This is a genomic window from Spirosoma panaciterrae DSM 21099, from assembly GCF_000374025.1.
Lineage (GTDB): Bacteria > Bacteroidota > Bacteroidia > Cytophagales > Spirosomataceae > Spirosoma > Spirosoma panaciterrae.
Genome location: NZ_KB893195.1, coordinates 170,919 through 195,542 on the forward strand (window position 1 = coordinate 170,919; position 24,624 = coordinate 195,542).

21 protein-coding genes are annotated in these 24,624 nt (G+C 50.9%); 8 read left to right on the forward strand and 13 right to left on the reverse strand.

The genetic code is table 11. From position 1 onward, the window contains the following. Positions 1 to 5: 5 nt before the first annotated feature. On the reverse strand, positions 6 to 506 hold the full coding sequence (locus tag B153_RS0121575; protein ID WP_020598824.1) for a hypothetical protein: 501 nt from the start codon (positions 504 to 506) through the stop codon (positions 6 to 8). A gap of 317 nt (positions 507 to 823) precedes the next feature. On the opposite strand from B153_RS0121575, the gene B153_RS0121580 reads away from it, so the two are divergent. The 4 genes from B153_RS0121580 (at position 824) to B153_RS0121595 (ending at position 3,807) form a co-directional block, all read left to right on the forward strand. Continuing rightward, on the forward strand, positions 824 to 1,630 hold the full coding sequence (locus tag B153_RS0121580) for a helix-turn-helix domain-containing protein (protein ID WP_020598825.1): 807 nt from the start codon (positions 824 to 826) through the stop codon (positions 1,628 to 1,630). An 89-nt stretch (positions 1,631 to 1,719) separates the two neighbouring features. Then, entirely contained in the window at positions 1,720 to 2,604 is an 885-nt protein-coding gene (locus B153_RS35625) for an NAD(P)H-binding protein (RefSeq protein WP_020598826.1), read from the forward strand. Positions 2,605 to 2,667: 63 nt separating this feature from the next. Further along, a complete protein-coding gene (locus tag B153_RS0121590; protein ID WP_020598827.1) occupies positions 2,668 to 3,165 on the forward strand; it encodes an anthrone oxygenase family protein in 498 nt (165 codons plus the stop codon). 90 nt (positions 3,166 to 3,255) lie between these two features. Beyond that, entirely contained in the window at positions 3,256 to 3,807 is a 552-nt protein-coding gene (locus B153_RS0121595; protein WP_020598828.1) for a dihydrofolate reductase family protein, read from the forward strand. Positions 3,808 to 3,827: 20 nt separating this feature from the next. On the opposite strand, the gene B153_RS0121600 is transcribed toward B153_RS0121595, so the two are convergent. The 4 genes from B153_RS0121600 to B153_RS0121615 form a co-directional block, all read right to left on the reverse strand. Beyond that, positions 3,828 to 4,823, reverse strand: a complete 996-nt coding sequence (locus tag B153_RS0121600; RefSeq protein ID WP_020598829.1) for an alpha/beta fold hydrolase — start codon at positions 4,821 to 4,823, stop codon at positions 3,828 to 3,830. Between the two features lie 387 nt (positions 4,824 to 5,210). Next, entirely contained in the window at positions 5,211 to 5,888 is a 678-nt protein-coding gene (locus B153_RS0121605) for a ClpP family protease (RefSeq protein WP_020598830.1), read from the reverse strand. Between the two features lie 130 nt (positions 5,889 to 6,018). Further along, complete coding sequence (locus tag B153_RS0121610) at positions 6,019 to 6,237, reverse strand: hypothetical protein (protein ID WP_020598831.1); 219 nt, start codon at positions 6,235 to 6,237, stop codon at positions 6,019 to 6,021. Positions 6,238 to 6,242: 5 nt separating this feature from the next. Continuing rightward, complete coding sequence (locus B153_RS0121615) at positions 6,243 to 6,800, reverse strand: RNA polymerase sigma factor (protein WP_020598832.1); 558 nt, start codon at positions 6,798 to 6,800, stop codon at positions 6,243 to 6,245. 728 nt (positions 6,801 to 7,528) lie between these two features. Here B153_RS0121615 and B153_RS0121620 point away from each other — a divergent pair. Together B153_RS0121620 and B153_RS0121625 are read left to right on the forward strand one after the other, a co-directional pair. Next, positions 7,529 to 8,527, forward strand: coding sequence for a polysaccharide deacetylase family protein (locus tag B153_RS0121620; protein ID WP_020598833.1), 999 nt, complete (start codon positions 7,529 to 7,531; stop codon positions 8,525 to 8,527). 74 nt (positions 8,528 to 8,601) lie between these two features. After that, entirely contained in the window at positions 8,602 to 9,096 is a 495-nt protein-coding gene (locus B153_RS0121625; protein ID WP_020598834.1) for a dihydrofolate reductase, read from the forward strand. Positions 9,097 to 9,212: 116 nt separating this feature from the next. On the opposite strand, the gene B153_RS0121630 is transcribed toward B153_RS0121625, so the two are convergent. The 6 genes from B153_RS0121630 to B153_RS0121655 all read right to left on the reverse strand — a co-directional run bounded on the left by B153_RS0121630 (position 9,213) and on the right by B153_RS0121655 (position 19,716). After that, entirely contained in the window at positions 9,213 to 9,614 is a 402-nt protein-coding gene (locus tag B153_RS0121630) for a hypothetical protein (RefSeq protein WP_020598835.1), read from the reverse strand. 82 nt (positions 9,615 to 9,696) lie between these two features. Beyond that, on the reverse strand, positions 9,697 to 10,623 hold the full coding sequence (locus B153_RS0121635) for a sugar phosphate isomerase/epimerase family protein (RefSeq protein ID WP_020598836.1): 927 nt from the start codon (positions 10,621 to 10,623) through the stop codon (positions 9,697 to 9,699). A gap of 26 nt (positions 10,624 to 10,649) precedes the next feature. Beyond that, positions 10,650 to 12,989 carry a glycoside hydrolase family 3 protein gene (locus B153_RS0121640; RefSeq protein WP_020598837.1) on the reverse strand — a complete coding sequence of 780 codons (2,340 nt, stop codon included), beginning with the start codon at positions 12,987 to 12,989 and terminating at the stop codon, positions 10,650 to 10,652. Between the two features lie 119 nt (positions 12,990 to 13,108). Continuing rightward, positions 13,109 to 17,221 carry a glycosyl hydrolase gene (locus tag B153_RS0121645; RefSeq protein WP_020598838.1) on the reverse strand — a complete coding sequence of 1,371 codons (4,113 nt, stop codon included), beginning with the start codon at positions 17,219 to 17,221 and terminating at the stop codon, positions 13,109 to 13,111. Positions 17,222 to 17,333: 112 nt separating this feature from the next. Then, positions 17,334 to 18,488 (reverse strand): esterase, encoded by a 1,155-nt coding sequence (locus B153_RS0121650; RefSeq protein WP_020598839.1) that lies wholly within the window; start codon positions 18,486 to 18,488, stop codon positions 17,334 to 17,336. Positions 18,489 to 18,531: 43 nt separating this feature from the next. Continuing rightward, positions 18,532 to 19,716: an esterase gene (locus B153_RS0121655; protein ID WP_040761829.1), complete on the reverse strand. Its 1,185-nt coding sequence runs from the start codon at positions 19,714 to 19,716 to the stop codon at positions 18,532 to 18,534. Positions 19,717 to 20,095: 379 nt separating this feature from the next. On the opposite strand from B153_RS0121655, the gene B153_RS0121660 reads away from it, so the two are divergent. Beyond that, positions 20,096 to 21,760 (forward strand): glycoside hydrolase family 28 protein, encoded by a 1,665-nt coding sequence (locus B153_RS0121660; RefSeq protein WP_020598841.1) that lies wholly within the window; start codon positions 20,096 to 20,098, stop codon positions 21,758 to 21,760. Between the two features lie 405 nt (positions 21,761 to 22,165). Then, complete coding sequence (locus B153_RS37790; protein WP_211221699.1) at positions 22,166 to 22,393, forward strand: hypothetical protein; 228 nt, start codon at positions 22,166 to 22,168, stop codon at positions 22,391 to 22,393. Here B153_RS37790 and B153_RS37795 read toward each other — a convergent pair. Then, on the reverse strand, positions 22,361 to 22,684 hold the full coding sequence (locus tag B153_RS37795) for a hypothetical protein (protein WP_157634780.1): 324 nt from the start codon (positions 22,682 to 22,684) through the stop codon (positions 22,361 to 22,363). The genes B153_RS37790 and B153_RS37795 overlap by 33 nt on opposite strands. Positions 22,685 to 23,421: 737 nt before the next feature. Continuing rightward, positions 23,422 to 24,432 carry an IS110 family RNA-guided transposase gene (locus tag B153_RS0121675; RefSeq protein ID WP_020598844.1) on the reverse strand — a complete coding sequence of 337 codons (1,011 nt, stop codon included), beginning with the start codon at positions 24,430 to 24,432 and terminating at the stop codon, positions 23,422 to 23,424. Positions 24,433 to 24,624: the final 192 nt, after the last annotated feature.

A 24,624-nucleotide genomic window follows, 5' to 3' on the forward strand; every position in this document is an offset into this window, starting at 1 on the left:
ATATCCTACCGCTTAGCGGAACCAAAACGATACCCCAGATGAAGGGTAGGGAAAACAGACCACTTGGACTGGCTATAAACCTGATTTTGTTGCACAAGCGAGGAAGCACCTGGTGTATACAGTAAAGCAACCCACGGAACTACGTATAAGCCTCGGTAATGAGCAGTCGATTGGCCAAACATAAATCGATAGCCGGTACGAATACCCACCACAAAACCACTCAATAAGGTCGACTCAGTGGCCGACTTAAGGCTGATTTTATCAGTTCCGTAGTCGGATTGAACGCCAAAAAACAATCCTCGTTCCGGCTTCAGGAGGTAGTCTGCTTTCAGGCCAACCCCCGAACTAAACACAGAGAAGTTTTGATTCGTAATAGCAAACGAAGGCTGCTTAATACCAAAAGTACCGACATCGAATCGCCAGTGATTGACCATATAGCCGACATGAATGGAATAGCCACTGAAGATGAAAGCAATGGGATCAGCCTCAACTTCAATTCGTTTCATTTTTTCCAGAGTTTGCCCATTGAGCTTTAAACTCGTTATCGTTAGAAGGCCAATAAGGCAAAGCCACTGTCTAGCTGAGTTGTCCATACGTTGAGTGTTTACAGCTCGCAAAAGTAGTGCGGCTGTTAGTGGGCAAATAGAACAAAACCGACAGTTCTGTTCAGAAAGCCACCGGCCTGCCCGATACCTGTTCGGTTATAGCCATCCATAAGCTCTATTCATAACCAGCGTAAAACCGCCTGTCAAGCTTTTCTTGATTCGTAGGCTGTTGGGGTGAATATTTAACTTGTAAACCGGGGCAAACCAATCCCTCAACTATGCAGTATTGTCACTATCAGCCCCCCGCCTATCTCAGTGCGTACGTTCGCTGTTTCTGGACGATGGAAAGCCCTATGGCCAACCGGACTCCCCAAAGTTTCGGTCCACTGGTAGATGGTTGTCCGGGCCTTCTGTTTCAGCGGGCCGATGAAGGGCGTTTCTATGATCAGGACGGCACACCCATGCCTGAATTGTTCGCCTATGGGCAAACCATAAAGCGTACGGCTATTTATATGCTTGGCCGGTTCAAGACGGTGGGCGTTTGCCTGCAGCCTCATTCGCTGCCGTCTCTCTTCGGGCTGAATGCCCGTGAACTAACGGATGGGTGTTTAGACATAAAACTCATATCGCCCGGCTTGATTGATCAATTAGTACATACCCCGTCGGTTTCAGGCCAGATTGAGCTTCTTTCTGGTTTTCTTATCAGACAGATCAGGCGAATGAACCATCCGATCGACGAGCTGACTACCCATGTGCTGACCCAACTCATTGCCTCAAAAGGAACTATTTTTCTGCCCGATTTACAGCGTTCATTCCGAATCACCGAGCGAAGCCTGGAGCGAAAATTCGCGCATCAGGTGGGGATTCCGCCCCAATTATTTGCCCGTCTGTGTCGATTCCAGGCTTCGCTTACCCAGTTAAACGAAGGGAGCCTGACGAAGCTTTCGGATATTGCTTACGAAAACGGTTATGCGGACCAATCCCATTTTATTCGTTCTTTCAGAGAATTTACCGGCTTTACGCCGTCACAGTATCAGCAACAGGCCTATCATACGCTCAATGAAATCCCTTCCCTAATCAGCTAAATCACAGCCTGTCGGTTTTGTTCTATCCTGCGGTTTGGCGGCCAGCTACTTTTGCCCGAAAACAAATTCACAATCTAAAAAGCAAAAGGATGGCGCAGGACAAAATAAAGACACTGGTTTTAGGCGGTACCGGAAAAACGGGTAGCCGGATCGTTCAGCAATTAACGAACCGGGGCTTAGCTGTTCGTGTAGGGTCTCGGTCTGCCGAGATACCCTTCGATTGGCTGGATCAATCCACATGGATACCCGTATTACAGGACATAAAAGCCGTATACATCGCCTACCAGCCAGATTTGGCGGTTCCCGGAGCGGTTGAGGCCATCCGTGACTTTACCCGGATTGCCGTTAACCATGGCGTACAGCAACTTGTACTCTTATCAGGACGGGGTGAACCTGAAGCGCAGGAATGCGAGCAGGTGGTTATGCAATCCGGAGTCGAATGGACGATTTTACGGTCTAGCTGGTTTTGTCAAAACTTCAGTGAAGGCTATTTGCTGGAGCCCATACAGGCCGGCTATGTGGCCCTGCCGGTAGCCGATATTGGTGAACCGTTCATTGATATCGATGATATTGCCGATGTCGCCGTTGCCGCCCTGACCCAATCAGGACATACGGGGAAGATCTATGAGTTGACGGGGCCTCGCCTGTTGACGTTTGCCCAGGCTATTGACGAAATTGCCCGTGCTACGGGTCGATCCATTCACTATGAGCAGGTACCCATTGAGGTGTATAACGCTATGCTGGCCGAGTATGGTGTTCCGCAAGAAGCCATTGCCCTGACGACCTATTTATTTACGGAAGTGATGGATGGTCGCAACAGTCTGTTGGCTAGTGGTATCGAGCAGGCATTAGGCCGCAAGCCTACCGACTTTTCCGCTTTTGTTCAGAAGGCGATTGCTCTGGGAATGTGGACTGAACCGATAGTCAGCGAAGAAGGCAGTTCTATTCACTCATCAGAAATTAATACCCTCTAGAAAACCTACCGTTCTGCCCATGGCTTGACAAGCCGTGGGCAGACTAGAAATAACCTGCTACTCATGCACACGATTATACTTGGCTCAACCGCTACGGCAACCGCGCTGATGGGTGGGCTTTTCTATGCCTTCTCCTGGGCCGTAATGCCCGGCTTAAAACGCTTGCCCGATACAAGCTATATCATGGCCATGCAATCCATCAACCGGGCCATTCAAAACCCCGTATTTTTTGCTGCTTTTTTGGGAGCGGCTCTATTGCTTCCTTTTAGCACCTATCTGGACTATTCGCCTACAAAACCCGTGTCAACCCGATTTTGGTTATTGCTGGCGGCTTCTGGCGTCTATATGATTGGGGTAATCGGGGTCACAATGGGCGGCAATGTTCCGCTCAATGAAACCCTGGACGCTTTTGATGTACAGGCTGCGTCCGTGTCAGACGTGTTGAATCACCGCCGGGCTTTTGAGCTTCCCTGGACTCAATTCCATACGATCCGTACGGGAGCATCGTTCCTGACCGTTCTACTCGTAGTGGCCGCTTGTCTCCGTCCGGAAAACCACTGAGCCGTACACCTGTTTATAGATTTACCATCTGTTTAAAGCCGATTAGCAAAAGGCGTATACATTAACTTTTGACATACTCAACCTACAACCATGCGTAAACTGATTTATGATGTAGCAGCCTCGTTCGATAACTTTATTGCCCATAGCAATGGGTCTATCGAAGGCTTCCAGACAGAAGGCGATTTTGTCAGCGATTTTCTGAAACGTATAAATACGTATGACGCTGTTTTGATGGGTCGCAAAACCTACGAGTGGGGATTTGCTCTGGGTATGCAGCCCGGAGAACCCGCATACACGCAGATTAATCCTCAGCTAAAAAATTATATTTTCTCCTCATCCATACGATTTGAAGATGGACCTTTGATCCAATTGGTCACAGAAGAAGCTCCCAACTTCGTTCGGCGTTTAAAAACTCAGCCGGGCAATCCCATCTGGCTTTGTGGCGGGGGTGAGTTGGCAGGTCAATTGCTGGACGCCCACTTAATTGATGAATTAGTCGTCAAGCTGAATCCCGTCGTATTGGGCGAAGGCATCCGTCTGTTCGGATCAAGCCAGACTAAAGTCGGACTTATCCGAACAGACAGTAAGCCTTATGAAAACGGCCTGGTTCTACTGACGTACCAGATTCAGTATTTGACTTAACGTTGGCCTTTCCCTGTCGGCTATCGCTTGCCCTTTCTGGCATTGTCAATGATGAGGCTGGCTAACTGGCTCGTTAGTGTTTCCGGCAGGTCGTGCCCCATGCCGTTTATCAACTGAAAGACGGCTCCCGGTACGCTGGCGGCCACATCGCGACCAGCCTCCACGACGACGATGGGGTCTTCACTCCCATGAATCACCAACGTGGGTACCTTAATTGTTTTAAGCTGCTCCTGCCGGCCCGACAGGAAGCCCACCAGCGAGGCCGCTCCTTGTCGGTGTAAACCTTCCGGATAATAGGCTCGCTGAACCGCCTGCTGAACCCGGCTCTGCGCCTGCAATTCCGTTAACGGATATACGGGCCCCGCCAGGATTTTCATGGATTGCACTTCACGCTTGATGTAAGCCGCCGTATCGGAGGCAGCTCCCGGTGGGGGAATCTGCCCGGCAAGTTCTGGCTTTGCCACCAAAGGGAAAGTAGGCTTACCCCCACCGGCCATAATACTGGTCAGCGACAGCGTGTGCTCAGGATACGTGTAGGCAACCCGCTGGGCAATCATGCCACCCATGGACACGCCAACAATATGCGCTTTTTTAATGTCCAGTGCATCCAGCAGACCCACAGCATCAGCGGCCATATCATCGAGTGTATAGGGTAAAGGAGGTGTTTTCTGTTCGGCTAACGCTTTGCCTATGGCCGCCCAATCAGGTAGGCCCGCCTGGTCAAACTTGGAGGAAAGGCCCACGTCCCGATTATCGAGCCGAATGACCCGATAGCCCCGGCTGACTAACTGCTGACAAAACCCAGCTGGCCAGCCAGTGAGCTGCATGTTTGTACCGGCAATTAGTAAAATGACCGGGGCCTTGTACGATCCCTGACTTTCGTAAGCAATCGTTACGTTGCCGACGTTTACCTGCCCTTTCTCTGCTTTCGGATTAATTTGCGCTTCGCACCGACAGGCAACCAGAGCGCTTAGAAAAAAAATGAATCCGACAATTCGTTGATGACTACTACGCATGTGGTTGTTTTTGACGATTGACTGACAAATTTACTGGGCCCTGATTGGCGAGAATAGAACAAATCCGACAGTACCAGACAGGCGATAGCACCTGGATTTACCTCAACCCTGATCGCTCTTGAAGCTATGTCGACACACTCAAGGTCAGGCACCCTTATAGTCCATGATCAGGAATCTTATGTTTACTCGGCTACGTTTGTCGACTAAAAATGTACACGATACGATTGCGAGTCTCGTTTCGGCTTGTCCCAAATAAAACGAGCCGCCAGTCCTGGGCTTAGGCTGACGGCTCATTAGGTTGTAGCCAGGACTGCCTGTTCGGGTAGCCATTAGGCTAAGTAGTTGTCGTTACACCATCCGGAAGTAGATGCTAATCACTAGGCTACATTAGCGCACTAACACCTCATCGATAAAGCCATATTCTCTGGCTTCTTCGGCTTTCATCCAATAGTCACGGTCGGCCCGGCGTTCGAGTTCTTCGGCTGACTGGCCGCTATGAAGGGCCATGATTTCGTAGAGTTCAGTCCGAAGCTTGACTATTTCGCGGGCGGTGATTTCGATGTCCACCGATTGGCCCTGCGCGCCACCATGTGGCTGGTGAATCATGACGCGGGCGTGTGGGAGAGCCGATCGTTTACCGGGCGCACCAGCGCACAGCAAGACCGCCCCGAAGGATAAGGCAATGCCGGTACAAATGGTCGCCACGTCGGGCCGGATGTACTGCATGGTGTCATAAATGCCTAACCCGGCATAAACCGAACCCCCAGGACTGTTGATGTACATCAGAATGTCTTTTTTGGCATCGGCCGACTCGAGGAACAGCAACTGCGCGATGATGACGTTCGCTATGTTGTCGTCGACGGCCGCACCCATAAACACAATCCGATCCGCCATCAGGCGCGAGAAAACATCGACCTCCCGGAAATTCATCGGGCGTTCTTCAATGACCGACCGGGTCATGTTGTCGACCTGGTGTAGATACCGATCAACTGTAAGGCCGTTCAGGTGTTGATGATGTACGGCGAATCGGCGGAACTCGCTACGGCTAAACTCAGGGTAATTCATAAGATAGAAACTAACTAGGGGATGAAAATGGATTCGTGAAAAAGAGGGGCTAATCAGGGCAATACGAAGCCAGTTGGCTCGTAAAAAGCCACTATGGGATATCAAAACGGTTGGATGATAACTTGGGGGGTTATCCGAACAGGCGGATGTGGATGGCTTCTAACTCAGCGCGGAGTTGCCGACGACCAAACAGACGCAGTGCCCTATACGCCCGTTGCTGGCTGGCCAGCTTTTGTTGTACGTCCTGATCCCACAGCAAGCGAACTTCTACGTCGAGCTGCTGGTCTTCGGGTAAAGTGCCTTTGAGGTAGTCCTCCAGCAGTTGCACTTCGTTTAACAGAGGACGCATAGTTTTTATCGTTTAAACTGGTCGATGGACAGGTGGCTTACAGCTTTGCGCAGCCGCTCCAGACACTTAAATTTTTGCACTGTCGCGGAGCGTACGCTTCGGTAACCGTGCTGCTCAGCGATCTGCTCTAACCGCTGACCGAAGTAATAGAAGCTAACCAGAATGGATTTACAAGTCTCGCCCAGTTGCTCGACGAACGTCATTAGTGTAGCGGGCGATTGCTCATCATCTACCATTATCTCTTCACCAATTTCATCAACTGGCGCGTGCGATAACCCTGTTTTGCAGGCTCGCTTGCTCAACTCCTGCCGCCAGAGATTCTTGCAAATACCCATCAGATAGGTGCTTACCGATGACGTTAGGGTCAGTTGGCCGTCAATTGCCTTCTCGTAATAGGCGATGAGTGCTTCCTGAAAGATATCCTTGGCATCCTCGTCCGTACCCCTATTTTCCTTCACATAATGCCGCACCATCGGATACGTTTTCGCATAGATTCGTTCCAGCGTTCGCTCCCGGTCGGTTAGCAGAGCTGCGTCCATTGACAGGCTTTGTGTTGACATCATACACTTACGCTTTTTATGGTTTATCGGAATTATGCACAACTATCACCCAAGGTTAAGAAAAAATTTCCCAACGTAGCCAGATTCGATCTGGCTACGTTGAAGCGCGTAACCCAATTCATTGACCCTACCTCTTCTGGAAGAAAAAGACTTGTGTCAGCCCTTTTTCTGAATTAAACCGTTCAAGAAAACGTCCAGCTCATTTTAGAAAAGACCTCAGCATTTCGATCCTGGTTTTCAGCAGCCTAAACGGTTTGACAAGCCCGAACATCCTTACAATCAGCTACCCTCTTACCGCCTGCGCGTGAACTCGTTGACACCATACCTATACGGCGGCAGGACACTCGGGCGGCTTCGGCGCTGGCCAAATTAAAGATGGTCTGGTAGCACATCATTTTTCACGGAGCGTTTAATTTTGACGAAGCTATAACGCGTGATCCGCCGGCGAACTCGTAGGAAGCGATTTTATCGTATGAACCAACCGAGAAGCTTACTACTACGCAACGCAAGATGTATAGGAAGAAGCGGCTCTAAATCGTCAGGCTGACAAAACCTATTCCCGTGTAGCCAATGCCCTGTTTAACAATTTTGAGACTTTTGTGGTACAACAGTTCCCAGTGAACCAACAACCTTATATCAGACAAACTTTTAAGCCCTATCAGGCAGGTAAGCTATGGCCTGAATGATCTTTTCTACAGTACTATTCCAAGCAAAAACCGTCTATAATTAGTATGAAACCCCGTTCTTTACTTTTAGCCTACTTTTTCGTCACGCTCACCAAATTATCTGGTTACGCTCAGGCCCAAACCGAAACCTATGCCGAAAAGCTGGGATTTCCGAAGGGTAAAAAGGTCGTTATTCTCCACGTCGATGATGCAGGCATGAGTTATGACTCGAACATCGGGACGATCAATGCGATGGAAAAAGGCATCGCCAATTCGACCAGTATTATGATGCCCTGCGGTTGGGTTCCTCATTTTTTTGCCTACATGAAAGAGCATCCCACGATTGATGCGGGCGTACACCTGACGCTTACCTCCGAATGGAAAAATTACCGCTGGTATCCGATCGTTGGACGCGACAAAGCTCCGGGCCTTTATGATGGACAAGGCAGTTTCTGGCCCGAAGTTGCCGATGTGGTGGCCCATGCCACGCCCGACGAAGTAGAAGCCGAAGTTCGGGCACAACTGGCGCGTTATCGTTCGTTCGGTTTTCAGCCTACCCATATGGATTCGCACATGGGCACGCTGTTCGAGCCTAAATTTATTGGGCGCTATGTGAAAGTAGCCATCGACGAAAAAATCCCGATTCTTTTCCCTGGCGGCCACGCAGCACTGATTAGCAAAACCAATCGATTGGCAGCGCCTATGCAGCAAATGGCTCGTCAGTTAGGCAAACAACTTTGGGACGCGGGCCTGCCGGTACTCGATGATCTGGACGGAAGTATTACCAGTCTGAACCTGCCTGCCGGAGCGAAAGACTCAGATTTACAAAAATTCAAAACTCAAAAATTCATCGAACTGTTACAGTCCGTACAGCCCGGTTTGACGTACATCATCATGCACTGCACCGCGCCTACGCCAACGTTTGATCTGATCAGTAGCTCAGGGCAATCGCGAAAGGGCGACATGCTGGGCATGATGGACCCTGCTCTCAAAGCCTATATAGAAAAAGAGGGCATCATCGTAACCACCTGGCGGGAGTTAATGGAACGACGAAAAAAAATGTGAAAGAGCGAAAGAGTGAAAGAGCGAAACGTTTACAGGCGCTCTCACTCTTTCACTCTTTCACTCTTTCACTCTTTATGAAGATTAGTCTTATCTCCGCAGTGGCGGAAAATGGCGTTATTGGCCGAAATAATGAACTGCCGTGGCATTTGCCCGATGATTTTGCGTTTTTCAAGCGTAAAACCAGTCATCATCCGATTATTATGGGGCGCAAATCGCTGGACTCGTTAGGAAAGCCATTACCCAATCGCACCAATATTGTACTTACCCGAAATCCCGACTTTACAGCTCCCGGCGTAACGGTTGTGCATACACTGGATGAAGCCCTTGCCCAGGCAAAGGCTATTAATCAGACCGAAATCTTTGTGATAGGCGGATCTGAAATTTACAAAATGGCCCTTCCTGTTGCCACTACGTTATACCTGACCGAAGTCCAGGGCACTTTTGAAGGCGACGCTTACTTTCCTGCGTTCGAGAAAACCGAATGGCATGAAGTCAGCCGTCACCATCACCCCGCCGACGAACGACATGCCGTAGCATTCGACTTTGTGGAGTACGAACGAGTGGCTTGATAGCCTATCATCCCTCTAGTAACATTGGTTGAATTTGGCGATTTTTGTCATCCCTCCTGCATCGGGATGACAAAAATCGAGCTAACTCGCCCGATTACTTTACCAAAATAACACGCTCACTTCCGGGTAGTCAATATCGTAGGGCCGCTTGGACTCATCACCTCTGCGTTGTCTTCGGCTGTAACAAAGATGGTGGCGGGTTTAGCAATGGAGGTAGCTTTCAACCGACCTTCGAGCGCGCGCCCGGAAGGCATTATCTGACCCAGTTTATTGACGGGATCGTTACCCGACTCCATCCAGACTACGTAGGTATTTGACGGTGGACTGAGCTTTTTCGGCTCGGCCAGATTCCGTACGTTTACATTGACGACGTAGTTTTTGTTCTTATCTTTCCGAACACCGACTTTTCCCGACGCCGATGGCACAATCGACGAATCGCTGAAAACCAGTTGAGGAGTACAGGCGCTAACGGCCGCAGCTACGTATAAAGTAATAAGAATAGATCGGATCGTTTTCATGACGTTACCAATTGGTTAGTCTCTTAACCGATCCGATAATCCAGATGTTTGGCCGTTAACCGTTCATTAATCTCCCAATTGGTTAGCTTAACTTTCGGCCTTCAGCTTCCAAAAGGGCTTTAGTCCGACGAATACCTTCCTCTTCAGCCATCCCCTCTCCTTCGAACTCAACGCCGATGTAGCCTGTAAATCCAGCCGCTTTTACCAGTTTCAGCATTCGCCCATAATCGATTTTTGTTTCGTGACCTTTTGCATCGAACCTGTAGCTTTTGGCGCTAACCCCACCTTTGGCATACGGAAGCATTTCGGCAATCCCTTTATAGCGGTCGTATGGGCGGTCGCAGTCTTTTTCGGTGCTTCCCCAATCATGCGACTGACAGAAATTACCAAAATCGGGTAATAATCCGCAATTGGTCTTGTTAACCCCTTTCGCCACCGAGGCCATCCAACTGCCGTCGGATGAGTAACCGCCATGGTTTTCGGCTACTACATTCAGTCCCAGGGGTTTGATCCGGTCGGCCAGTTTCCCCATGCTGTCAATAGCGCGTTTCCGAACCTCATCGATGGCATCTTTATTTTGCAGATTAACCCGAATGGTTTTACAGCCCAGAAACTTAGCGGCTTCCGCCCAGGCATAATGTCGGTTTATGGAATCGGTCCGTTTGGCTGCGTTTGCATCGACCAGGCTCCCTGCCGTGTCGATCATGATGAGGTGATTCACAACGCCTTCGCTCTGACTCCGTTTGAGGAGTTCTTTCAGATAAGCCGGTTCGTTTTTCACAAACTGATCGACGTACTCGACAGCGGTAATACCAAAATCGCGTCGGGCACGGGTCGGAAAATCGAGCGTAGTCGTCTCTTTTTTGGCCAAAGCCCGGTGTAGCGACCACTGCGCCAGTGAAATCTTGAAAAATAAATCGTTGGGAGCTTCCAGGTCTAAATTGGGCATGAAGGGCAATGCGGATAAGGCCCCAAGCTGCCCTAAAAACTGACGACGGGTTGGATTCATGGTTGCTTTTTTTACTGTTTATTGTTCTACTTCGCACTCAAAACCGACTGCTTATATTTTGCGGTGCGGGCATCCCGAATGACGCCTTTCCAGTTCAGGCCGTAGCCAAAATCGTAGGTATTCCCTTCCGAATCTTTGTAGCAGGTCATGTCGCGGGGAACGTCTTCAGCTTGTGCTTCCACCGTTTTCATGTCGGCAGGCATTTGCATGGGCAACAGCGCCGAGGGTTCATGGGCTCCGGTCAGAATATCCAGCAAGGCCTGGTCCTGCACTCCGAAATGAACCAGTATCGCATTCGACAGTCCTTCAAACTCACTCACCACCGTCGGGTTTGCCATATTCAGGGCGACAATCACCGGCTTGCCATTCATTTTGGCGTAGGTTTCCGTTACCATCTTCAGATCCGTCGTGTTGATGGTCTTTGCTGTTTTGCCATTGTAGGTCCGGTTCGTGAATTTCTCCAGTGGGTCGCCCCCGGCAAGGCTTGGGTCACGGGTTCCCTGTGCGGTATAATCGCCATATTGCAAACTAACCGGAACATAACCCGTACCCCCAGCTTTGGCATCTGCACTACTGTAGCCGCCACCCGAATTCGGGCTTTGGATAAATACCAGCGCATAATCGGCTTCGGCCGGGTTATCCGTCACATTGACGTATTTCTTAACGATGTTCAGATTGACCGGATACGCCAGTTTTTCGGGCGTTTCCATACCGAGGAAATTCCGGCCAGCGGGTGTAAATTGTTTGGGAATGTAAACCGTTTTGCCTTTCGCAAGCGGTAACGCTTTAGCCTTGTTTTTGAGCATGACTACCGATTCCAGTTGGGTCTGATACCCCGCCTTCATGTACTCGGGCGTTCCCACCGATTTCTGCGATACCTGTGGGTCCAGATACGGGTTCTCGAACAGCCCAAGCCGAAAACTATTTTTGAGTAACCGTACCGCCGACTGCTCGAACCGGGTCCGCATGGCCGCTTCACCGTGGTCTTTCACGCCCATTTTATACGCTTCGATTACCGGGCCGGATTCGTTGTTGCCCCCAAACTGGTCTACGCCGTTCATCAGGATTTTATAGTGTCGTTCGGCCACGGTCAGCTTGTCAACACCCCACGATTTACCTGTCAGAAATACATCGACAGCCGTTTCATTCCCTGTAATTCCCCAGTCGGTGCAGACTACGCCATCGTACTTGTATTTGGTCCGCAGCAGATCGTGAATGATGTATTTGCTGTAGCTGTTCCCCACGTTCTCACCATATTTTTTGTCCTGGCCGTACGAGATGGTATAATAGGGCATCACAGCCGCTGCCGTCCCCGTTTTTCCGTTCAGTTTGAAAGCTCCGTTCAAAAACGGAAGCAAAGCCGTGTCGAAATTTTTGCTGGGATACACCGCGTATTTACCGTAACCGTAATGCGCGTCACGGCCGCCTTCGCCCGAACCACCACCCGGCCAGTGTTTTACCATCGCATTGACGCTATGATAGCCCCAGCCTCCCGTGATTTCGTTGGCTCCGTATGACGTCTGGAAGCCATCAATGTAGGCGCGGGCCATATCGGTAGCCAATTGCGGGTCTTCTCCAAATGTGCCACTCACCCTGTTCCAGCGCGGATCGGTAGCCAGATCGACCTGGGGCGACAAGGCCGTAGCGATACCCAGTGCCCGATATTCCGCAGCGGCAATCTGTCCAAACCGTTTTACGGCATCGGGATTGAAGGTCGCAGCCAGCCCCAGCGAACCGGGCCACATCGAAATAGCACCACCGGCTCCGGCATTGTATTCGGCATCGGCACGGGTACCATGCCGAGGGTCCGAGCTGCTGTTGATGGGTATACCCATACCCACCCCTTCGACTAATGCCTGAGCGTTGTTGTTCCACTCGGCAGCGATTTCAGGGCTTTGTATGGACGTAATAAGCACATGCCGCAGGTTATCCCGGGTCAGAAACTCTTTCTGCTGGTCCGACAGATCCGAAGCTTTGACCCCACTTTGGGCAAATACTTTGCCCCCATAGGTTCCTGCAAATGGTCCACCCGCAGCCGCCGGAATAGGCTGGTGACGGCTGTACAGCATTAGTCCGGCAATCTGGTCGATAGTCATTTTCGAGGCCAAATCTTTCGCCCGTTCCTCTACTGGCAAGCGCCAGTCTTCGTACTTATCCAGCCTGCCGTTTCTGTTCAGGTCTTTGAAGGCAAACCCTTTATCGGTCAGCAGTTTCACACCCGATGCGGGAGCGTATCCGATGGTTTTGCCGCCTTTATTAGTCACTTTCGTCCAGTTGCCCACCTTCGTTTCGGTCCAGTTCTGGCCAAACGCTGCCGAGGCCGATAACAGACCCAGTAGGTAGAGGCTAACGCTTCTTGTTTTCATAGATGTAGGTTAGTTTTCTAAATTTTGATCAAACCGCGAGGGCGCGAAGACGCAAAGAATTGTATTCTATTGCCTATTCTTTGCGTCTTCGCGCCCTCGCGGTTTGAATTATTTTAAAGTTAACTCAGTAATTTCAGCGCTACAGTCCGCAAAACGACAGGTCCGATCAGGCCGGAATCCAGCAATGGCGAATCTTTACTGTAGTGTTTCCAGGTTGTGAACGTAACTCGTCCGTCGACAGGTTTGGGCTTACCTTCTTTGTACCAGGCCGGTAGTTCGACAATAGCTCCGCTGCTCAGGCTGGCAAACCCACTGGCCCCACCACCCGGTGTAAACTTGTCAGGATCAGGCAGGTATTCATCACCAATTAGCCGGTTCGGCCATAAATTCGTTACGCCAATTTCCAGCGTATTGTTGCCTGCTTTAACCGCATCGGTGATGTCTAGCCGATACGGGCGCTTCCAGAGCGTGCCAAGATCTTTACCGTTGACAGAAACAGTAGCCAGTACCTCTACCCTGCCCAAATCCAGAAACAACCGCCGTCCCGACGAACCGGGTAACATGGACGCTGGGATCTGAATCGTTTTGATGTAGGTCGCCGTACCCGAAAAATGCTTCACTCCAGCCTGCTCATGCGTATTCAACGGAATCAGGTGGGCCAACGTGATCTGCTCGGGAGCGCCCATATTGGCCGGAAAACGCACCTGCCAGCTACCCGAAATTTCCATAGGCGGATTGATCCCGGAAACGGTCATTGGTGCCTGACGACCCGCCGTATCTCGCATTGTATACTGCCCATTCTGCCAGAAAATCAGGCCGGGCTTGCCATGAGCAGCGATTTCAACGGCCGGATTAGCCGCCGATGTGGGGCGTTCCTGAGCCGCTAGCTGCTTGATCCGGTCTTCCGATGTCGCTTCGGCAAGCAGTTGCGGTTCGGTCATGTCGCCATTGTAGAACGAAGCCCCATCGCTCAGATACGCCTGACCGATACCGGGGTGTACCTTGTTCGCTCCCGCTTTTCCCTGCTGAATGAGCTTTCCATTTACATAAATCGCCGGAACGCCTTCTTTGTATACCACCGCCACGTGAGTCCAGCCTGAAATGGGCGTTTGAGCCGACATCCGAAAGGTGGGCATACCCTCCGTTCGCTCCCAAATCGCCACGCCATTTCGCCCGATGGTTAGTCCGCAGGTAGCCTGACCAGCTCCGTACAGTTCCGTTCCCGAAGGTGGGTAAATGGCATAATAGTCGGTCCAGGGGCCTTTCACGTTTTCCAGCAAACCACCGGGAGCTAGCATGATATTGAGTTCTGGTTTGGCCCACAGGCTAATCGTAAAATTGTCGACAACGTCTCTATACAGTTTGCGGACTGGCGCGGGAAAAGGTTTAGCACTCAGTACTATTTCGGCCCCCTTACCGATTGACTGTATGGCTTTTTTAGCGGACGTACGGAACACAACAAATTCAGCGCCCGACGGATCGAACTGCAAAGGTACGCGGGTATATCCGGCTCCGGTTTCGTAGATCGGTATCGGCGTCATTTTCCCCGTCGAAGCATCCCATAATTCCGGCTGTTTCCCGGCTACCCGAAATGTGCAGACCGTTTCTTCGACCGTCCGGCGCTGATTAGCAACGAAGTACACCTGGGTATCGCCAATACGTCGGTGTATCCACGAAATGGGCGCATCGCCCGAACGGGAAGATACTTCCACATCTGGTTTAATGGCCAACGTATTGAGTACAGTCCGAATGGGTTGCCCCCAGAATACACGCCCTTTGTCCAGTTTATTTTCCGTAATCGTCGTGCCGTTGATGGAGCCCCAGAGGTCGGTCAATAGCTGCTTAAACTCCGTGTAGCCTTCCGAGTGCCGGTGCAGGCCAAGCGTTGTTTCTGGCTTTTCGCCCACAACCACCAACCCTTCTTGTACGAAGCCCCGCAGTTTTCGGAGCAGTGGCAAACTCAACGCCTTATGATCCTGAAGGACCAGAACCCGGTAGCTCATGCCATCAGACAAAATGAGTTTACCATCCTGAACCCGTGCGCGCTTGAGCAGAGTTTCTCCATTGATCAGGTCGTAGTCGTATCCCTGTGGCGGTGTTGGCGTTAACTCATACGGTTCAACTTTTGTGTACTGATTTCCTGTTTCACCCGTAAAATAAGCCAGGTCGGCTACGAATAGGCCCTGCTGCAACAGGCTCTGACAACGGGCCAGATAATCGAGCCAGGCCCGGCCCTGCTTCCACCAGGTAGTCGTCCGGTCGAAGTGAATGCCCCAGGGTCCCATGGTCATGCCTGGTACGGCCGTTGGGTGAGGCTGGTGCGCGTATCGGTGAAAAATAATCCGGTTCAACCCCTGCGTAAACATCCGATCACCCAGTGCTTTCATACCGAACGGATACTCCTGCCAACGGGCCGATTCGGGTTCGCCGGTAAAAGCTTCGGCCCCAACGATCTGTGGATTAGCGGGGGTACCGCCACCCGCCTGTTTCCCGTTGATATGCGCAATCGACGCAGCCAGTTTGGTCGTCCGGCGCATGGTCCAGTTGTTCTGAAACAACGACGACAACCCATGCCAGAATTCGCCCATGTTTACATCGACTCGTGAGCCAATCTGCATTTCTTCCATCGGTCCTCGGTCGTAGGGTTCGGCGTAGGCAATCATCCCCTGCTGGTGGCACAGTTCTGTAAATCGGGCGTAATAATGATCGGCCATCAGATCGGCCAGAACGCGACGAAAATCCCACAGGAAACGCTCAGTGAGGTCTATATTTTCCACGATGCGGCCCGTCAGGGTAGGCAAATATGCCAGCAACGAATCGCCCACTCGTTTCTGAAACTCCTGTGGAAGCTGAGCCGTCCAGTTTTGCATACCCACTTCGTAGCTGTCGATCAGCAAGCCAACCTTACCTTTACGGGCTAATGGTTTCAGCGTTGGCAGCAGGTTTTCCATCATCCTGTTGAAATGGAAATCGATGGCAGCCGGGTTGTATTTGTCGCATTCGAGGCCGATACCCGTATCGGGAGCCGAACGATTGAGTTCACCTTTGGGTGTATAACCAACCCGTAAAACAGTCCAGTTGCCGGATGGGGCATTCCAGCGTAACGAACCATCTTTATCCATGAACGTCGTCAGATCGACAATCGACGAGAGCCTGATAGCCGCTTTGCCCGCTCCTTCCGCATCATCCGTTACGCCCATTGCCCCAAAGGCCATATCCGTTTTCTTCCGCCAATCGGCTAACCGGGCCGTTCCCGAAAAGCGAAGCTGTGAAAAATGCCGTGCACCGGGCGCTGTGAGTCGAAAAAAGCGTGCTTTTATCGGAGCGAATTCAATGAGTGTCAACGCTTCTTCCGCTGAACGTCCGGCACTTCCTGACGCTACCTTACGAAACTGTGCACCATCGTCTGAGGCTTCCAAGGTGAGTTGAGGCCCGCCCCCAAAACCACCGCCCCCCGAGGGTACTTTTCCGATAGGTTTGCTCACAAAGGCAATTGACCGGGCTTCGTAAGGCTCCTTGAATTCAAGCAGAACGGTAGCGGGCTGGCCTTCGGCATTCGGTTGCACAGTGGCTCCTTCAGCACCAGCCAACCGCTCGGCCGACATAGGTTCAGTGCTACTGTTAGCCGTTATTTTAGCCATCAGTGATGCTAAAGATGCGTCGCCGGGAAGCGATGGGAAGGCCAGTACGGCTATGTCGCGGTAGTAATTGAGTTTTGCTGGCGGCTTGGGCAGCGATAACGTGACCGACTGCCCGCCCGTCAGGTAGGTTTCGCTCCAGGTTACCTCCTGCATGGCCAGTTCGGGCGTAATCCACGGACCGCCACTCGACGACCAGCCGGGGCAATTGTGCATGGTAAACTCCAGGCCCAGTCGGTCAGCTTCTTTCATAGCGTGCTGTTTCAGGCTGAGCCATTCGGGGCTCAGGTACACAACAGGGCCTTTCGGTATCCCCGTTCCGGCATCGAAATTCTGAAATCCACCCAGTCCGATCTGCTGCATGGCTTCCAGGTCGCGGGTGATGCCATCGGCCGTTACGTTGCCGTTCATCCAATGCCACCAGACCTGCGCCCGCGCTGACATGGCCGGATTAACAAAGGCCTCGACAAACGATTCAGCCGCTTCCGTATCCAGGGTCTTTGGCTTTCGATTGAATTCAATGATACCTGCGGGCGTAACCAGTGCCGCCAGACCAGCCGTAGAGCTATTCTTTAAAAAAGTTCGTCGTTTCATGAAGGGTGGGAGCCGAATTTACTTACCGCGAGGACGCAAAGGCGCGAAGAATTAAAGTCTGATAATTCTTCGCGCCTTTGCGTCCTCGCGGTGATTGAATAGTTTCTGCTACTTATTTAAACAGCATTGGGGTGTACTCATTCAGGTATTGCCGCCAGTTGATCCAGGTGTGGCCGCCCGACGATTCTTTGTACTGGTATTTGATATTGTGTTTATCCAGCAAAGCCAGCGTCTTTTTATTGGCGTCCATTACAAAGTCGTCTTTGCCGATGCTCACCCAGAACAACTTTTTACCCTTGTTGAAATTGGGGTCATTGAGCACTTTCGCATATTTGGTATCTGCTTCATCGGCCGTTGCGCCAAAAAAACCGGAGCTGAATACCCCTACGTAGTTGAATAATTCGGGATGAGTAAGGGTCACGTCCAGCGTCTGGAAACCACCCATCGACAACCCGGCAATGGCCCGATTTTCCGCATTCGTCAGGGTGCGGTAATTTTTCTCCACATGTGGCATAACCTCTTTCAGCAGTTCGCTCGAAAACAGGTCACGTAGCTGGTTCATCATCTGGGCATTGGGCATGCCATTCATGGGCGGCAGCGGCATACTTCCGTTTGGCATAACCACAATCATAGGTTTGGCCTTCCCGGCTGCGATCAGATTGTCCAGAATGAAACCCGACCGACCGATGGTGTTCCAGCCAGAATCGTCATCGCCACCGCCATGCAGCAGGTAGAAAACGGGGTATTTGGTATTGCCTTTTTCGTAGCCCGGTGGGGTGTACACATGCATCCGACGCATCATGTTCAGGGTGTTCGATGAGTACCAGACTTCCCGTACTTCGCCATGTGGAACGGCTTTGTTGTCTTCAAAAGCGGTTTCCGGCCCCGGCACGGCCATCATATTTTCCAGGCTACTGATTCCCTGCTTGATCACCGGATTCTTAGGGTCCATTGTCCGCACCCCATCGACCATCAACGTATACGAATAATAGTCGGGTTTTAGCGGCCCAATCAACACCGACCATACGCCCTGATCGTTCTTCTTCAGGCTTAGCGGCTGCGGAGTCGACAGAAAGTCGCCCCCTACGGTCACGTCACTGGCTTTAGGCGCATAAATCTGAATCAGTACCCGCTTATCGGCCAGTACGTTGGGTGATTTCAGGGTATCGTTGGGCGTAGGGGTTCGCTGTGGCGCCTGCGCCATTGCCAGTGGAGCCATAAAAACCGTCCATACGGCTGTATACAGGAGTTGTTTTGAGAAACGCATAATCGGATTGGGAATTAAGAAAATATAGGTTGGTTTGGAAGGCTTACTTACTCCGCCAGAGATTGGGCAGAAGTTTATAATACAGCAGATGCCGCCAGGTAGCCCAGTCATGGGCCCCATCGCCACCTACATAATACTCGTGTTTGATGTTGTGATGCTGAAGGGCATCGTGCAGGGCGATGGCCCGTTTTCCAATGGGCGCATTGGCTTCGTTAGTCCCCTGCCCTACCAGCAGATAATCGACTTTCTGATTGGCCGTTGGGTCGTTTAGAAACGCAGCACTGGTGGTTTCACTATCCACATCACCCGCGCTCAGGATGCCAAATGAACTGAACAGATCCAGATTTTTTAACCCGACAAACTGCGTGTGCCGCCCGCCCATCGACAAGCCCGCCAGGGCTCGGCCCTTCCGGGTTGCCACGGTGCTGTATGTCTTATCAACGAAGGGAATAATCTGCGTTTTCAGTTCTTCTTCAAATAGCGGAAAAGTTTTGGCCGTGTGGTTTGGGTCGCTGCGGTGAACCACCTGATTGTTCGGCATAGCAATAATCATCGGCACCATTTTGCCCTCGGCCAGCAGATTATCGGCAATGAAATTAGCCCGCCCATCCAACGCCCAGCCGGACGCCAGTTCGCCACTCCCTCCTACCAGATACAACACCGGGTATTTCTTTTTGGGCGAATAACCGGGTGGTGTATAGACATACATCTCCCGTTCGCCATTCAGAACCCCCGAATGATAAACATGCCGGGTTACGGCTCCATGCGGTACGGGTTTGGCATCGTAATAAGCGGGGCCATCGCCCGGAACCACCAGATTGCTATAGCCCGGCTGATCGTTGAAGCCTGTCAGGGTATTGTTCGGGTCCGGCACCGTTACGCCATCGATCACGAATTTATAGACGTAAATGTCCGGCTTTATGGGCCCAACGGTCAGTGTCCAGAGGCTGTCGTTATCTTTTTTGAACGGAATGGGATTTTTAGCCGATAGTGCCAGTAATATGGGGCCACCCGTCAGCATGACCTGCCTGGCTTCGGGCGCTTTAAGCCGGAACGTAACCGTGCGGTCGTCGTGTACTTCGGGCGAGATAACACTGGCTCCAAAAGGAAGCAGATGTTGCGTATTCTTCTGCGGATTCCAGTCCAGATTGACATGCGCCTGTTGGGCTTTCAGGCCGAAACCAGCCGTGAATACCAGAACAATACTCAGGCAGCGAACTCGATACATCGTCATGCAAGTAGCTTTGCGTCAAAACTACATAAAGATTGCGATCTATTGGTAATTCAGCAAGGTTTTTTTGTAGCTTTTCAGGATAGAGAATTGGAGGACGCTACAGGCCGTTAAATGGCAACTGCTTGCCAGGCAACAATACTGACTGGGCTTTCCAGATACCGTTCAAAATACATGGATGCTTTTATTGAAATAGCTCAGTTGATGGACACAGCCAAACCTGACAACGTTCCCGGCAACGATTGCGTAAAAAAAGGGCAATTGTTTCTTGAATGCCGCTTAATTTTTGGGTCACTTTACTCATCCGATTGGTCTCCAGGCTTCTTTACATCCAATAGTATTGGGGTAAAAAGCCACTGCATTTACCCTGACACTCATGAAACCGTTCGCTGGATTAGCCCTGGTTGTACTGGCAACCGCCTTCCGTGGCTCGCTTACTCATCAATCCACCAAGCTGTATACCTCAACCGCTGGATACGACCTGCCAACGGTATTAACCCCAGGCTTTCGAAATGACACGCTGCCTATCAACAAATTCGGTGCGGTAGCCGACGGCCTGACACTCAATACAGCCGCCATTACCAGGGCCATTGAGGAATGTAATCGGGCCGGAGGTGGCGTTGTGCTGATTCCGCGTGGATTGTGGCTGACAGGTCCGATCACCTTAAAAAGCAATGTCAATCTGCATCTGGCCGAAGGCGCGTTGCTGCAATTTACCGACCAGCGTAGTGCCTATCCCCTGGTCAATACAACCTGGGAAGGCGAAGAGGCCGTTCGGAATCAGGCTCCCATTTCGGGGACTGACCTTGAGAATATTGCCATTACCGGCAAAGGCATTCTGGACGGTTCGGGCGATGTATGGCGGATGGTGAAGCGGAGCAAACTGACCGACGATCAATGGAAGAAGCTGGTTGCATCGGGTGGCGTGGTCAACGAGAAGAAAGACATGTGGTACCCCTCCGAGCAGTCGTTCAAAGGGGCCACTATGTCGGCCGTGAAGTCGGGGCAGCCAATGAGCTACTACGAGGGGATCAAGGATTTTCTGCGCCCCAATATGCTCAGCCTGACCCGCTGCAAACGCATTCTGCTGGAGGGGGTCACGTTTCAGAACTCCCCCGCCTGGTGCCTGCACCCGCTACTCTGCGAGCACATTACCTTGCGGAATGTAACGGCTAAAAACCCCTGGTACGCCCAGAACGGCGATGGTCTTGATCTGGAATCGTGCCGAAACGGCCTGGTGGAAGGTTGCACATTCGATGTGGGCGACGATGGCATTTGTATCAAATCGGGCCGTGACGAGCAGGGCCGCAAACGGGGGGTTCCGACCGAAAATATCATGGTGCGCAACTGCCGGGTTTATCATGCACACGGTGGGTTTGTGATCGGTAGTGAAATGTCGGGCGGAGTGCGGAACCTATACGTAGCGAACTGTACCTTCATGGGGACGGATGTGGGGCTTCGTTTCAAAACCGCTCGTGGCCGGGGCGGTGTGGTCGAAAACATCTTTGTGGATGGTGTCGATATGACCAACATTGCCGGTGAAGCCATTTTGTTCGACATGTATTATGCCGCCAAAGATCCCGTTCCGCAACAGGGTGAGAGTAATGAATTGCCCCCGATTCCGGCTCAACCGCTGTCGGAAGGCACCCCTCAGTTTCGCTCATTCCAGATTCGGAATGTAATGTGCAAGGGTGCCGAAACGGGTATCCTGGTGCGCGGCTTACCCGAAATGGCGGTCAAGGATATTCTGATCGAGAACGCAGTATTGCAAAGCCGTAAGGGTTTGGTCTGCATCGAAGCAGAAAATATTCGCCTGAAAAACGTGGCCCTGATCTCACCCGCCAAAACCCTGATGCAGGTTCAGAACAGCCGCAACCTCACCCTCGACAACATCCACTATACCGACGGCACCGACTTATTGATGCATCTATCCGGCGACCGTACAAAAGACATCAAACTGCTCAACACCCCCACCTCAAAAGCGAAGAAAACCGTAGAAACCGACGCCAATGTATCGGCCAATGTACTGACGCTGAAGTAATCGCTACCGTTTACTAATTTCGCCGACCAAGGCTTGGACACTGTGCCAAAAGTACCTTGCTTTGTCAGGAGTCTCTTAGCGTTTATTTACCGACTTACGCAAGGTCACTTAATAGCAATCGACTTATAATCAACGCTTTGCTATTAAGTGTTCCGGCGTACAATAATATGTTGGGTGGCCCGTTCAGGCATTTGGCTTGTGCGTGGGTCAGGTTTCGCGCGACAGGCTGCACGTCCCGGAGCCGTCGGGCGGTGCGTGAGGGCAGTTGCGGTCGACAAACCGCACGCCGGAGTGAGTCAAGTTGAGGTCTTCAACGTCCATCGCTCGACTGACAGTCGGTACGCTTGCGTGAGTCAAGCGCAGAGTTTTAAAGGAATGAATGTGAATCACTTACCGGAAATTATTATGGAGAATTTTGAAAATAACCAGCAAGGAAGCGATAATTGGCAAAAAGCTCTTAAAGCACATAAAGAAGCTATGAAGCCTGAAACAGTTATGACACCAAAAGAATTAGAACAACGGAAAGCTGGAGAGAGAGGAGCGGAGTTAGTTAAAAAGGCATTGGAGGAAGACAACAAGAGAAATAAGAAAAAGACCTCTCTAACCGTAAATACGGAGTTTTTGAAAGGCTGAGTTCCGCTCTGCGCTGCCGCCTTTTCGTTCGACAGGCCGCACGTCCCGAAGGCCAGAGGCAGCCCAACGAGAGCGGGGGTGTAAAGGCGCAAAGTGCTGTTGTTCAGGCGACTTTCGCACCCCGCCATCAGCCCCCGCGGACGTTGGGTGCGGGTCCATAAAGTGCTTACATTTCCAGCTTTCGGGCGACAATTTGAACGCCCCGTTTGGCAGGTTCAGGCTTCCATTTCGGCGTTTCTGGCGACAAGCAGCGCGTCCCGACGGGGCAGGTTTTAGTTTGTAAGGCAACATTCGTGCGACAAGGCAAACGCCCCGACAGGCAAGGAATTTGGGTAAATTGCAAAATTGAATGTCAGCATACAAAGTGGTTCAAATTATCGTAATTGGGTGTTTATGTGCATTTCTGGCATTCTTTATCTGGTTTGAGGCATCATTTTATTCCAGACGGTTTATTGGCCAAGATGATTTACTACCAATTCTGTTAAAATTAGCTTTCTGCGCTCAAATTGGTATAGTTGCTTATGTCACTTATAAGCTGAAGTTCAAAGGGAGCTACGGTGATTTTGTATTGATTGTCATCATTATGACCATCTCTGTAATTATAAATGTCATTCTGTCATTTGTAAGCATTGAAATATTTACCGAGTCAAACGGAGTAGGGAAATTAGTTAACTTTCTAATCTATCTCGTTCTATTCAATATCTTGCCAGTAATGTTGATTAAAAGAAACTTATTGACGCAGACCTGAAAATTGCGCTCCGCGTGGGGTCGCTTTCGGTCGACAGGAAGCGCGTCCCGCAGGAAAGCGGGTCAGCCCAACCTCCGCTGAATTCGCGGGCGAATACATGCACGAAAACTGCTAAATCACCATAATATATAATGGCTGATAATCAGATAGTTACAATTTAGCACTACATCCAAGAAAGGGTGTAAAGGCCAAGCGTACGTGCGTTCAGGCAAGTAACTCGCGGGGCCATCAGCCCTTTCGGGCGATTCCTATGATTCAAACAAGACCTGCCAACTAAAAATTATGCAATTCTATCCCAAACAGGTTCATAAGCGGTTTGACGCTCAATAACAGCGACCATCCGATGCACAATTTTGTTCCTGACTGCATGCAATACGCTCATTTTATTCTTGCCTTCAGCTACTTTTCGTTCATAATAAGCTCGTAGTTCTACTTCCCTTTTAATGGCACCCAATGAGGCCAGATGCAACAGACACTTCAATTTCATGTTGGCCATTCGATTTACCTTCGTTCGGCCCCGGACCGACGTCCCCGATTCATAGGCGAAGGGAGCTATGCCTGAATAACTGGCCAGCTTTTTAGGGTCAGTAAAGCGGCTAAAGTTGCCGGTAAGCACCAGCATAAAAATGGCTGTTCGCTTACCTACTCCAGGAATGCTGGTCAGTAGATCAAAGTTGGTTTGGAGTGCTGGAGCAGCCTTGATTTCATGCTGAATCTGCCGCTCAATCAGCGCGATTTGCTTGTGCAGAATTGCCACAACGGGCTGGCTGGTTTGCTGATGCAGGAGCAATTCTGCCGCTAAATTCATGGCTTTGTAGTCAGTACTTAGATCAGCTAGCTCTTTAGCCATTTCCATTAACCGATCTCGCTGTTGAGCTAACTGGCGCACACGGCAAAGCACTTCGTCAGCTAAAGCAAATAACTGACAGTCACCGTGATTTCTGATACAATATCTGGCAATGGCCCGAGCATCGGCCTTGTCTGTCTTACCCCGCTTGATACCCAGGCTATGTTTAATCCTGACTGCCGAATCTAACCACAGTTTAGCGCCTTTAGGGTAAAAGAACCCTACCAGTGGTTGGCAGTAGATGCCGGTATGTTCCATGCAATGCAGCGTTGTGCCATGGGTGAAGTCCGGCAGTTTTTCCAGTCTCTTAAGTAGGGTCTCCATCCCTACTTTGGTGTTGGGTATGATTAGTTCGAGCACTATTTTTTCCTGAGTGTTGAGCACACAAACCGCCAGGGTTGTTTTGCCTAAGTCGCTGCCGATAAAATAGTTGTAGGGATTCATTTTTTGTTAGTTTTACGTTGATCAAAACCAGTACGCAGAACGTCTCCAACATAACCGTGATAATAGGGCTGAGACCTGAATTCCTATATGTTGCCGGGTTCTGTCAATTCAAGGGCCACAGGGGTCTGCATCGCACCAATGAGCCTGACTCCCGGTTGGGTGGATAGGTCAGTCCCTGTGTCCTTGAAAGAT

Coding starts and splice junctions, on each gene's coding strand:
- B153_RS0121600 (WP_020598829.1), bottom strand. CDS start 4,823: ATGCGTAGTAGTCATCAACGAATTGTCGGATTCATTTTTTTTCTAAGC.
- B153_RS0121655 (WP_040761829.1), bottom strand. CDS start 19,716: ATGTATCGAGTTCGCTGCCTGAGTATTGTTCTGGTATTCACGGCTGGT.
- B153_RS0121615 (WP_020598832.1), bottom strand. CDS start 6,800: ATGATGTCAACACAAAGCCTGTCAATGGACGCAGCTCTGCTAACCGAC.
- B153_RS0121630 (WP_020598835.1), bottom strand. CDS start 9,614: ATGAAAACGATCCGATCTATTCTTATTACTTTATACGTAGCTGCGGCC.
- B153_RS0121625 (WP_020598834.1), top strand. CDS start 8,602: ATGAAGATTAGTCTTATCTCCGCAGTGGCGGAAAATGGCGTTATTGGC.
- B153_RS0121640 (WP_020598837.1), bottom strand. CDS start 12,989: ATGAAAACAAGAAGCGTTAGCCTCTACCTACTGGGTCTGTTATCGGCC.
- B153_RS35625 (WP_020598826.1), top strand. CDS start 1,720: ATGGCGCAGGACAAAATAAAGACACTGGTTTTAGGCGGTACCGGAAAA.
- B153_RS0121645 (WP_020598838.1), bottom strand. CDS start 17,221: ATGAAACGACGAACTTTTTTAAAGAATAGCTCTACGGCTGGTCTGGCG.
- B153_RS0121675 (WP_020598844.1), bottom strand. CDS start 24,432: ATGAATCCCTACAACTATTTTATCGGCAGCGACTTAGGCAAAACAACC.
- B153_RS0121575 (WP_020598824.1), bottom strand. CDS start 506: ATGAAACGAATTGAAGTTGAGGCTGATCCCATTGCTTTCATCTTCAGT.
- B153_RS0121620 (WP_020598833.1), top strand. CDS start 7,529: ATGAAACCCCGTTCTTTACTTTTAGCCTACTTTTTCGTCACGCTCACC.
- B153_RS0121595 (WP_020598828.1), top strand. CDS start 3,256: ATGCGTAAACTGATTTATGATGTAGCAGCCTCGTTCGATAACTTTATT.
- B153_RS37790 (WP_211221699.1), top strand. CDS start 22,166: ATGGAGAATTTTGAAAATAACCAGCAAGGAAGCGATAATTGGCAAAAA.
- B153_RS0121580 (WP_020598825.1), top strand. CDS start 824: ATGCAGTATTGTCACTATCAGCCCCCCGCCTATCTCAGTGCGTACGTT.
- B153_RS0121605 (WP_020598830.1), bottom strand. CDS start 5,888: ATGAATTACCCTGAGTTTAGCCGTAGCGAGTTCCGCCGATTCGCCGTA.
- B153_RS0121590 (WP_020598827.1), top strand. CDS start 2,668: ATGCACACGATTATACTTGGCTCAACCGCTACGGCAACCGCGCTGATG.
- B153_RS0121650 (WP_020598839.1), bottom strand. CDS start 18,488: ATGCGTTTCTCAAAACAACTCCTGTATACAGCCGTATGGACGGTTTTT.
- B153_RS0121635 (WP_020598836.1), bottom strand. CDS start 10,623: ATGAATCCAACCCGTCGTCAGTTTTTAGGGCAGCTTGGGGCCTTATCC.
- B153_RS0121610 (WP_020598831.1), bottom strand. CDS start 6,237: ATGCGTCCTCTGTTAAACGAAGTGCAACTGCTGGAGGACTACCTCAAA.
- B153_RS37795 (WP_157634780.1), bottom strand. CDS start 22,684: ATGTTGCCTTACAAACTAAAACCTGCCCCGTCGGGACGCGCTGCTTGT.
- B153_RS0121660 (WP_020598841.1), top strand. CDS start 20,096: ATGAAACCGTTCGCTGGATTAGCCCTGGTTGTACTGGCAACCGCCTTC.